The 9662-nt window shown below is 48.4% G+C and carries 12 protein-coding genes; all 12 read left to right on the forward strand.

Features of this window, described 5'->3' with window-relative positions; all coding sequences use genetic code 11:
- The first annotated feature begins 222 nt into the window (after positions 1-222).
- The 12 genes from EPO18_RS16735 to EPO18_RS16790 all read left to right on the forward strand — a co-directional run bounded on the left by EPO18_RS16735 (position 223) and on the right by EPO18_RS16790 (position 9268).
- Entirely contained in the window at positions 223-681 is a 459-nt protein-coding gene (locus tag EPO18_RS16735; protein WP_292435282.1) for a PRC-barrel domain-containing protein, read from the forward strand.
- Between the two features lie 427 nt (positions 682-1108).
- Positions 1109-1639, forward strand: coding sequence for a BON domain-containing protein (locus tag EPO18_RS16740; RefSeq protein WP_292435284.1), 531 nt, complete (start codon positions 1109-1111; stop codon positions 1637-1639).
- 17 nt (positions 1640-1656) lie between these two features.
- A complete protein-coding gene (locus EPO18_RS16745; RefSeq protein ID WP_292435287.1) occupies positions 1657-2175 on the forward strand; it encodes a hypothetical protein in 519 nt (172 codons plus the stop codon).
- Positions 2176-2325: 150 nt separating this feature from the next.
- Positions 2326-2625: an ElaB/YgaM/YqjD family protein gene (locus EPO18_RS16750; protein WP_292435290.1), complete on the forward strand. Its 300-nt coding sequence runs from the start codon at positions 2326-2328 to the stop codon at positions 2623-2625.
- Between the two features lie 30 nt (positions 2626-2655).
- Positions 2656-2886 carry a DUF883 domain-containing protein gene (locus tag EPO18_RS16755; RefSeq protein ID WP_292435292.1) on the forward strand — a complete coding sequence of 77 codons (231 nt, stop codon included), beginning with the start codon at positions 2656-2658 and terminating at the stop codon, positions 2884-2886.
- Positions 2887-2935: 49 nt separating this feature from the next.
- Positions 2936-3187 (forward strand): glycine zipper domain-containing protein, encoded by a 252-nt coding sequence (locus tag EPO18_RS16760; protein ID WP_292435294.1) that lies wholly within the window; start codon positions 2936-2938, stop codon positions 3185-3187.
- Between the two features lie 12 nt (positions 3188-3199).
- Positions 3200-3637 carry a phage holin family protein gene (locus EPO18_RS16765; protein ID WP_292435296.1) on the forward strand — a complete coding sequence of 146 codons (438 nt, stop codon included), beginning with the start codon at positions 3200-3202 and terminating at the stop codon, positions 3635-3637.
- Positions 3637-4098: a hypothetical protein gene (locus EPO18_RS16770; protein ID WP_292435298.1), complete on the forward strand. Its 462-nt coding sequence runs from the start codon at positions 3637-3639 to the stop codon at positions 4096-4098. Before EPO18_RS16765 ends, EPO18_RS16770 begins: the two co-directional genes overlap by 1 nt.
- Before the next feature lie 470 nt (positions 4099-4568).
- On the forward strand, positions 4569-5444 hold the full coding sequence (locus EPO18_RS16775; protein WP_292435300.1) for a hypothetical protein: 876 nt from the start codon (positions 4569-4571) through the stop codon (positions 5442-5444).
- A 149-nt stretch (positions 5445-5593) separates the two neighbouring features.
- Positions 5594-6079, forward strand: coding sequence for a hemerythrin domain-containing protein (locus EPO18_RS16780; RefSeq protein ID WP_292435301.1), 486 nt, complete (start codon positions 5594-5596; stop codon positions 6077-6079).
- Positions 6080-6273: 194 nt separating this feature from the next.
- Positions 6274-8439, forward strand: a complete 2166-nt coding sequence (locus tag EPO18_RS16785) for a catalase (protein ID WP_292435302.1) — start codon at positions 6274-6276, stop codon at positions 8437-8439.
- Positions 8440-8644: 205 nt separating this feature from the next.
- On the forward strand, positions 8645-9268 hold the full coding sequence (locus EPO18_RS16790; RefSeq protein WP_292435303.1) for a DUF502 domain-containing protein: 624 nt from the start codon (positions 8645-8647) through the stop codon (positions 9266-9268).
- Positions 9269-9662: the final 394 nt, after the last annotated feature.

Raw genomic sequence — 9662 nt, forward strand, 5'->3', positions numbered from 1 at the left:
CAAGGAACTCAATAATTACTCAAGCCCATTTTCCTATACTGACCCGACGTTTTCCAAACTATTACCTTAGGCTATGTGCTATATCGCACGGACCCTGTTTAGTTTCGCCTGTATTGTGTTTGCAGGTGAGCGAGAAAAACCTGATTCATGCTCGAGCAATTGGGCTCTAGTGATCACCACGTAAAGAGCTTTTCTAATATTCTTATTTGACAGGAGATAAATATGAACTTTGAAGAACGCGATACCTATGGCATGTATAAAGACACTGACGAGCAAGGCCCTGGCCCTCGGCTCATGGGCGCCGAGACCCTCATTGGAAATGATGTCTACAATCAGAATAACGAAGATCTGGGTGACATCAAGGAAATTATGTTGGATATGACCAATGGCCAAGTATCTTATGCGGTGTTGTCCTTCGGCGGTTTCCTTGGCATGGGAGAAAGGCTTTTTGCGGTGCCTTGGAATGCATTGAAGCTCGATACGGAAAACAAGCGCTTCGTGCTAAACATAGACAAAGAACGCCTTGAAAATGCACCGGGATTCGATAAGGACCACTGGCCCGATATGGCGGATCAGGCTTGGAAGGATCAAATTGATTCTTTCTATCAAACCAGCTATGAGACTAGACCGCCCATGAGCCAGCAAGGTCGACAAGGCCAACAGCCCTACAAAAACATGTAATCTGGAATTTGTCCGGCAAAAGGGAAAGTGGAGCGATGGACGGTCCTTCTGCTTGTTGTGTTGGAGAATAAAGATGTCCGACACCTGCCGAACAATATATCCCCCAACCCCTTGCCGTTGAACAAAAATGTATAAGAGCACGGAACGCTTTTTTTGCCTGATGGTTGGCAGCAGGAAGCCCAACCGGGCTTTCTAATTGATTTTTTGTCATTGGATTTTGTTAGTCAATGTGCGTCACCGCACCGACTAAGATTGATTTCATCGATAATCTCATCATCAACAAATCATTAGTTAGCTTCATATTTTTTATGAGTTTGTCCTTTAAGTTTTAAAGAAAATAACACGCCGCTATGCTCTTCTTTCAAGAAGAGTACCCGGGGACGAATCAAGAGTATTTATCTTTAACATCCCAGCAAAGGAGATCATCATGCAAACCACAGGCAAATCAGGCAACGCTGACGCATCGGTCATAAGGATGTGTACAAGAAACCTTAACAGCAAAAAGTTCACGATGCCTAAATTATTAGGGTTATTCACTTTCATTTTGACAGCGGGCCTGATGTTGACATCCGGCAACGTCCAAGCCGAACTACGCTTCAACATGAACGAATCACACGCCAACTTGACAATGCTCGCGTTGACGATGCTCGCGGCCAATTCGGATCTCGAAAATACCGAACGGAATGTTCGCGACCGGAACGAGCAAAATATTACGCCTGAAAATCAAAAAGAAACGCGCAATGATCGCCAGATCACGGCAGAAATCCGCAGTTTTATCGTCAAAGACAAATCCCTGTCACGTAACGCGCATAACGCCAAGATTATTACCCAACAAGGCATGGTAACTCTGCGAGGCCCAGTGGAAAATTCCGCTGAAAAAAGCAAACTGCAATCGATAGCTCAAACAATACGGGGAGTGAAGCAAGTCGATAACCAACTCGAAATCAAAGCGCCTTAAAAAATAGGAGATAAGCTATGAAAAAAGCAATTTATTGTATTGCTCAAAATGTCGAACAGGCAGAGCACATTGTCGACCAGTTAAAGAAGGCTGGTTTCTCGAATAACGATATTTCCGTTTTGTTCCCGGACAAATCCACTAGCAAGGATTTCGCCCATGAAAAACACACCAAAGCGCCCGAAGGCGCTACTATCGGCGGAACCACCGGCCTCGGCGTCGGAGCCGTGTTGGGATGGCTCGCAGGCATCGGCAGCTTGGCTATTCCCGGCGTCGGCCCATTTATCGCCGCCGGACCGATTATGGGGGCCTTGAGCGGCGCAGCAGTAGGCGCTGCCGCAGGTAGTCTTACCGGCGCCCTGGTCGGTTTGGGCATTCCGGAATATGAAGCCAAGCGTTATGAAGGAAAGATCAGGGGAGGAAATGTTTTAATTTCCGTTCATACCGAAAGCTCCGAAGAGCTTTCAAAAGCCGAAGACATCCTCGAGCGGGCTCATGCGGAAGATATCTCATCGACTATCGAAAGTGGTGTTGGTTGAGCAGAGGCGCTAACAGTAAATACTGTCCGGTTGTTAGCCGGCTCGGATTGGAATTTACGTTATGCTCATTGAATGCTGAACCAAAAATCAAACCCACTCAAATATTCATGAACCCCAATGCCGTAAGGCTCAAACCGAAAGGAGACCATCATGGAAAACCAACAACCAGAGGAAAATATCAAAGCAACCATAGGCAAAGTATCGAATTCGGCACATGAAGCTGTTGATAAGATCGCCGGTGTGACTTATCAGGCTGCGGAAGTGCTCGGCGAAAAAGGAGAGCAACTGAAAAATGCCGAGATGGAGATGATGGAGGATTACCGCACTTATGTCCGTGAGAACCCCATGAAATCGGTAGGTATCGCAGTAGCGGCCGGTTTTTTTCTAAGCCGTATGATGGGTAGCGGTCAATCGGATCATCAATCATCACAAGCTCGTACATGTAAATGACATGCGACTCAAGATAGAGAGGAGATCATTATGGATACTATAGAAAAAGCATCCGATTATGCTCAAGAAGCTGCCGAAAAAATGGCCAAAGGCACCGCGCAAGCCGCGAAAGCGCTTGGTGAAAAAGGAGAACAATTGCTAAGTGCCGAACAGAGAATGATGAAAAATTGCTGCCGTTATGTCGCCGAATATCCGATGACATCGGTGTTAATTGCAATAGCGAGCGGATATCTATTGAAAAGTCTGCTGAGCGAACGTTAAATTGAATTTAGACGCCGATTCACATACGGCTTAACCAGAGGAATCCATTATGGACACTAGAGACAAAGTATCCGATTACGCCGAAGACGCTGCCGATTATGTTCATGGCGCTACCGATTACGTACAAAAGTCCACCACTAAGGCAGCTGAAGCGCTTGGCGAAAAAGGCGAGCAATGGCTAAATGCCGAGCAGGAATTCATGAAGAATTGCCGAGCTTATGTCCGTGACCATCCGCTAAAATCGGTCGGTATTGCGCTAGCAGCCGGTTATGTCCTGACTCGCCTGGGCAGCAACCGTTAGACTGCCAAGCTTATGAAAGATACTAACTTAAAGGAAAAAATACCTGAACAAACTGCCGGTCGCAGCACTGCTCCACAGGACAGTTCTCACGTGCTGGATGATGTTCAGCTGTTATGGCATGAGCTGCGTGGATTAATTTATGATCACTTCAAGATCGCCACGCTGGAATTGCAACAGGCAGCCAGGAGCTTGGCAGTTATGGTCATAGCGGGAGTAATGGTTGCTATCTTACTGATCGGCGCGTGGCTGGGACTTGCGGCCGCCGCCGTGTTGTGGCTGATCGAACATGGCGTTATGCAAAGTTATGCCATATTGATTGCCATCGCTTTCAATTTATTGATAGCTTTGGTTCTTTGCGTCGTCATACGCCGCAAGAGTCGTTATCTGAAATTTCCAGCGGTGCGCCGCAGTCTTATGTCGATGCCTACGCAATGGGAGAGGAACATTTAATGACAGCAGCCGATTCTTTAAATCAAAGAAAATCTTCATCTCTGGCGGATCAAATCAAGGATACGGAGCGGAAGAGATTGATCCATAAACGGAAGATCAGTATGCAAGTAGATAAGCTTGTCCAAGACATCCACCAAGAAATAACTGCTCCGGGAAGTTTGCTATTGGCAGGCGGCATTGGATTTATCGTTGGCGAACTTACCAAACGCAGCCAAGCCCCCAAACTTCGCGGCGCTACTACTGCTCAAACGTCACCCTTAAAGGTCGCTACGAGTCTGATAACCTCGGCCCATACTTTGTACTCGGCCTTGCCTCTAACCTTGCTGATAAAGTCGCTTTATCAGTCGGACGCACCGGGTCAATCTCTTCAACCGCAAACCCGGCCGGTAATGGCCTCCGAGCGAGCCGCAAAGAGCCGGGACAGGAGAAAAAGATCCATCGTTCCACCTACAAGAACCTAATCAATACCTCAATTAATCCACGAAGAGCACGAAAGCCACAAAAAACCAGTCTGTTGTATTGCACAGTCTTGGTTCACGCTGACGGCGCCACCCCCAGCATTCATCCTTTATACTCACGCGTCTGTGAGACGCCGCCGTTCCGGCAGGGATGCCGGCAATTGTTATCCAGCGCCATGCCTATTCAGAACGTTACCAGTTAGACCTTCCAGGTTTTTAAAACCTGGAAGGTCTGCTTATCTCCGATGCCTAGCGGCAACTTATTCATAGCTATGTTCGGTGTCGTACAGATAGTAAACATCGCCTCATACCATAATTTCCCGAACTTAAATCTATGGAGGCTCATCATGAATGTTCCTAATATCTCAGCCACTGACGAACTCGGACGACGCAGACGTGCCTCTGACGAATTCGATCAAAGACGCATCTCGCCAAGTATCCAGACAGAAGCCCTACCAACCCAGGCAAGCGCAGTGTCGTGGGGTTCTATCATAGCTGGCGCCACTGCCGCCGCTGCTTTAGCGCTGATCCTTACGATGCTGGGAACAGGCTTGGGCTTGTCCTCTGTATCGCCCTGGGCGTACACAGGAATAAGCGCTGGGGCCTTTGGCATATCTGCCATCCTGTGGTTAACCATCACCCAGCTTATCGCTTCCGGAGTCGGCGGCTACCTCGCCGGCAGATTGAGAACCAAGTGGATTGCGACAGATGCCGACGAGGTCTACTTCCGCGATACCGCACACGGTTTCCTGGCTTGGGCCGTCTCGGCGCTTATGACAGCCGCGCTACTCACTTCGATGATTGGGACGATTGTAAGCGGCGGAATTCAGGCCGGGGGTGCAGCTGCTGCCGCCACAGCAGGCGGTGCAGCAGCTGCCGGGGCCGAGCTGGCAAAGTACAACACCAATAATGAACCGGTCAGGTACTTCATGGATTCGCTGTTCCGAACAGATGTCAGCGCGGCTCCAACCTCGACTATCGGCGAAAGCGCTTCCATGCCGGAAACTGCTCAGCAGCAAAACCCTGCTGACACCGCCTCGGAAGTTACCCGCATCTTCATGAACAGTCTTCGCACAGGACCGTTGCCTCCCGAAGACGTTCGTTATGTCGGTCAGGTTGTTGCACAACGCACCGGTCTGCCACAGCCGGAGGCTGAAAAGCGAGTAGTTGACACCTATGGCCAAGTACAGGGCAAGCTGCATGAAGCTGAAACTGCAGCCAAAGAAGCGACAGACAAGACGCGCAAAACTTCCGTCTATGCATCGCTGTGGTTCTTCATCTCACTGCTTATCGGTGCCTTTACTGCCAGCTACGCGGCCACTTACGGCGGTCAGCAACGCGACCTGTAATTATCCGGACAATCAATTTATTCAGGAGAAAAGCCATGCGCTCAATACTTTTATATTTACTCGGCATTCCTATTCCCATCATTATTTTGCTTGCATTGTTTTGGCACTAAACGCACTCATTCTTTCAAATTTGAAATAGGGAATACATTATGGCAACTGCAAAGAGTAAAGAAGAGAAGTCCGCTTCATCCAAAGCTCAAGATGCAACTGTGTTATTGACAACCGACCATGAGTTGGTCAGCGATCTGTTTGCCGAATATGAGGAAACTGATTCAGTTAAGGAAAAAAAACAGCTCGCTGAGCAAATATGCAACGAATTGACCGTGCATGCCCAGATCGAAGAGGAGATTTTTTATCCCGCAGTCAAACAGGCCTTGAAAGACAAAGAATTAATTCCTGAAGCCAAGGTCGAGCACGCCACTCTAAAGTCGCTGATCGCTCAAGTCGAAGGTGAGAAACCCGGTGAAGAAATGTTCGATGCCAAGATCAAAGTGATGCACGAGTACGTGAAGCATCATGTTAAAGAAGAACAGAATGAGATATTTCCAAAAGCGAAATCCACCGACTTGGATATGGTGGAGCTTGGGGCCAAGCTTTCCAAGCGCAAAGAGGAACTGATCACTGCCCGATCTTAGCGGGCTCATCTAAAAAATGCAGTCGAGCCACGGATAAACACGGATTTGCACAGATGAACAACGGAACAGCAATACTTTGCCGCATTATTTGGGAGTAGAGCGAACCTTGCATAGCGAAATGTTTATTTGTGTAAATCCGTGGCTAACTTATCGCCCTGAACCGCCACCACGATCGAGACACAGGAGTTTTTTTCATGACTACGCCTAAAGACGATAAACTGGCTACAGCCAATCCAACCGGTCTTCAACCGTCGCCTGCAGACGCTAACCGTTCCGAACAAGCTGCGTCAGTGCTCGCTCAACAGCCGGGCGAAGTTCTTACCACTAATCAAGGATTGCATATTAGCGATAACCAGAACTCTTTGCGCGGCGGTTCTCGCGGTCCAACGCTGCTGGAAGACCATATCCTGCGTGAAAAAATCATGCATTTCGACCATGAGCGCATTCCCGAGCGCGTAGTGCATGCTCGCGGAGCAGGCGCGCACGGTTATTTCCAAGTGTACAAATCGATGAACCACTATACGAAAGCCGGCTTCTTGCAAGACCCTGAAGTTAAGACGCCGGTATTCGTGCGTTTTTCAACCGTAGTCGGCTCTCGCGGATCGGCCGATACCGTCCGCGACGCACGCGGATTCGCGGTTAAGTTCTACACCGAAGAGGGCAATTTCGATCTGGTAGGAAACAATATTCCGGTGTTCTTTATTCAAGACGCGATCAAATTTCCGGACCTGGTTCATGCGATCAAACCGGAACCGCACCATGAAATTCCGCAAGCCTCAGCGGCTCACGACACTTTTTGGGATTTCATCTCGCTGACGCCGGAATCCGCGCATATGATCATGTGGGTCCTGTCGGATCGCGCCATTCCCCGAAGCTTTTCAATGATGGAAGGTTTTGGCGTGCATACTTTTCGTTTTATTAACGAGTCCGGCAAATCCAGCTTTGTTAAGTTCCACTGGAAGCCGGTGCTCGGCATTCACTCCCTGGTCTGGGACGAAGCGGTCAAGCTGGCAGGTAAGGATCCTGACTTTCACCGGCGCGACTTGTGGGAAACTATCAATCGGGGCCAATACCCTGAATGGGAACTCGGCGTGCAGATAGTTCACGAAGAAGACGAACACAAATTCGATTTCGACCTGCTCGACGCGACAAAAATAATCCCCGAGTTATTGGTGCCGGTGCAAATTATCGGCAAGCTGACGTTGAACCGCAATCCGGATAATTTCTTCGCCGAGACCGAACAGGTGGCTTTCCATCCCGGCCACATCGTACCGGGCATCGATTTCACCAATGATCCTTTATTGCAGGGCCGGCTGTTTTCTTATACCGACACGCAGCTTTCCCGTCTGGGCAGCCCCAATTTCCATGAGATCCCGATCAATCGCCCGATTGCGGCAGCGAACAATAACCAGCGCGACGGCCATATGCGCCAAACCATCGTCAAGGGCAGAGTGAGTTATGAACCCAACTCTTTGGGCGGCGGTTACCCAATGCAACAGCCTTCGGATCAAGGCGGCTTTGTGAGTTATCCGCAGCCGATGGAAGGAGAAAAAATGCGCGTGCGTAGCGAGAGTTTCGCCGATCATTTCTCGCAAGCGGCGCTGTTCTGGCGCAGCCAGTCGGCATGGGAAAAGGACCATATCGTTTCGGCGTTCCTTTTTGAATTGGGCAAGGTCGAAGTCGATGCAGTGCGCGAGCGTATGGTTTCGATGCTGACTCAGATCGATAAGTTTCTTGCGTACCGGGTTGCCGAAGGTTTGGGAATGGCGGCGCCCAAACCTCCGAGCGGCGCAGAAAATGTTAAACGAACTAATGAGCTCGAGATGGATCCGTCTCTGAGTATCGCAAATACCCGCAAAGATTCTATCATCGGCCGTAAGATTGCGGTGCTTGTTGCAAACAATGTAGACAAGGCGTCACTTGCGGTATGCAAAGCATTGGAAGCTGAAGACGCAGTCATAAGATTCATCGCTCCGCGTCTGGGAGAAATCAAAAACAGCGAAGAAGAATTTATCAAAGTGAACTACAGCCTGCCGACAGTAGGATCGGTCATGTTCGACGCGGTATTTATTCCGGGAGGACAGCAAAGCGTGGAAGCTTTGTGTGCGGATGCTCACGCGGTGCTTTTTGTCAAAGAAGCCTACAAACACGGTAAAGCCATCGCTGCCCACCATAACGGCGCCATGCTGATCGCCCAGGCGGCCCGCTCTGCCGGGATAGAGCATGGAGAGTTTCATGGGCCGGGCGTTATTACTTTGCCGTCCGGAGTAATCAATGACTCTTTCATCAAGAACTTTATTGGCGCTATCGCCATGCATCGCTTTACGGAACGTCCCGGCCTGGATGCGATTGTGGCATAGGGCACTATAAATCAACTCAGGAGTTACTGAACAATGGGATTTGAAATTATCAGCGGACTTATGAATTATCACTATCCAAATAAAACCTATGTAGGGCGTGCTGTGCGCGCCTTCAGAGCTAAGGCTAAGGCGCGCACAGCACGCCCTACGTGGACAATAATGAGAGAAAACTTTTTAAATATAAATTTTCACTAAGGAGTACAGAATGTCGGATCACGCTAATTGGGAATTTAAAATGAAGCCGATCAGCCGAACCTTTGTTAAGGGTTTAATCGCTATTATCCCTATTACTCTCACTCTTTATTTGCTGTTCTGGATGGCCAACACTGCAGAATTGGGGCTGGGAAAAATCTTCAAGCTTTTCTTCCCGGATAGTTGGTATATAAAAGGGATGGGATTTATTTTAGGTCTTGTTGTGGTGTTTTTTTTCGGAAGCTTTCTTGAATCTAAAACTTTCCGCAGGCTGTTCCATACCTTTGAAGAACTTGTAATCCAGATTCCTCTTGTTAAAAGCATCTATACAGCAATACGCGATATCAGTTCTCTTTTTTCCAGCGAACAGAAAGGGAAATTTCAACAAGTCGTTTTGGTTAATGTAGCTCCCGGCAATAGCCAACAGATAGGTTTTATTACGGTGTCGGATTTCGAAGAGACTTCACCCGCTTTTATTGCCGAAGATCAGATTGCGGTATTTTTGCCGTTTAGTTACCAACTAGGCGGATATACGGTGATTATGCCGCGGAAAAATGTAGTGGAAATAGATATGTCTGTTGAGGATGCTCTGCGTTTTATCGCGACAGCCGGTATTGTAAGCAACGTTAACGATTAAAAACTCAAACCCGAAACGTTCCCAAGCCGAACCTCTTTCTGCTGTATGTGTCTTATCGCACTGACTGAGTCTGGTTTCATAATTAAAGTAGCTTTGAAGTTGTAACGGATACTCGTCAGGTTTGCATTAGGCTGCCGAAGCTGGGCCTGATCTCGAGTTGAATTTTAGCCGGTTTGTTTTCGTATCTTAACCTCTGTTAGTAGACCGTTTAAAAATTCTTCTGTCTACCGAAATGGGCACTTAACTGGAGATTTAGCCATGAAATATCTTGTTAGATTTTTTTCCGCGCTTTTTTTAGCCATGACGTTAATAACAGTCACAGGTTGTGCATCGACAAAAACACAGGAGGCAACCGGAGAATATTTTGACGACAGCGTTATCACCGGCAAAATCA

The organism is Methylobacter sp., assembly GCF_004322395.1.
Classification (GTDB): domain Bacteria; phylum Pseudomonadota; class Gammaproteobacteria; order Methylococcales; family Methylomonadaceae; genus Methylobacter_A.

Excerpts from the sequence above, each read along its gene's own strand:
- EPO18_RS16735 (WP_292435282.1), top strand. The coding sequence starts at position 223 with ATGAACTTTGAAGAACGCGATACCTATGGCATGTATAAAGACACTGAC.
- EPO18_RS16770 (WP_292435298.1), top strand. The coding sequence starts at position 3,637 with ATGACAGCAGCCGATTCTTTAAATCAAAGAAAATCTTCATCTCTGGCG.
- EPO18_RS16740 (WP_292435284.1), top strand. The coding sequence starts at position 1,109 with ATGCAAACCACAGGCAAATCAGGCAACGCTGACGCATCGGTCATAAGG.
- EPO18_RS16745 (WP_292435287.1), top strand. The coding sequence starts at position 1,657 with ATGAAAAAAGCAATTTATTGTATTGCTCAAAATGTCGAACAGGCAGAG.
- EPO18_RS16765 (WP_292435296.1), top strand. The coding sequence starts at position 3,200 with ATGAAAGATACTAACTTAAAGGAAAAAATACCTGAACAAACTGCCGGT.
- EPO18_RS16760 (WP_292435294.1), top strand. The coding sequence starts at position 2,936 with ATGGACACTAGAGACAAAGTATCCGATTACGCCGAAGACGCTGCCGAT.
- EPO18_RS16780 (WP_292435301.1), top strand. The coding sequence starts at position 5,594 with ATGGCAACTGCAAAGAGTAAAGAAGAGAAGTCCGCTTCATCCAAAGCT.
- EPO18_RS16785 (WP_292435302.1), top strand. The coding sequence starts at position 6,274 with ATGACTACGCCTAAAGACGATAAACTGGCTACAGCCAATCCAACCGGT.
- EPO18_RS16755 (WP_292435292.1), top strand. The coding sequence starts at position 2,656 with ATGGATACTATAGAAAAAGCATCCGATTATGCTCAAGAAGCTGCCGAA.
- EPO18_RS16750 (WP_292435290.1), top strand. The coding sequence starts at position 2,326 with ATGGAAAACCAACAACCAGAGGAAAATATCAAAGCAACCATAGGCAAA.
- EPO18_RS16790 (WP_292435303.1), top strand. The coding sequence starts at position 8,645 with ATGTCGGATCACGCTAATTGGGAATTTAAAATGAAGCCGATCAGCCGA.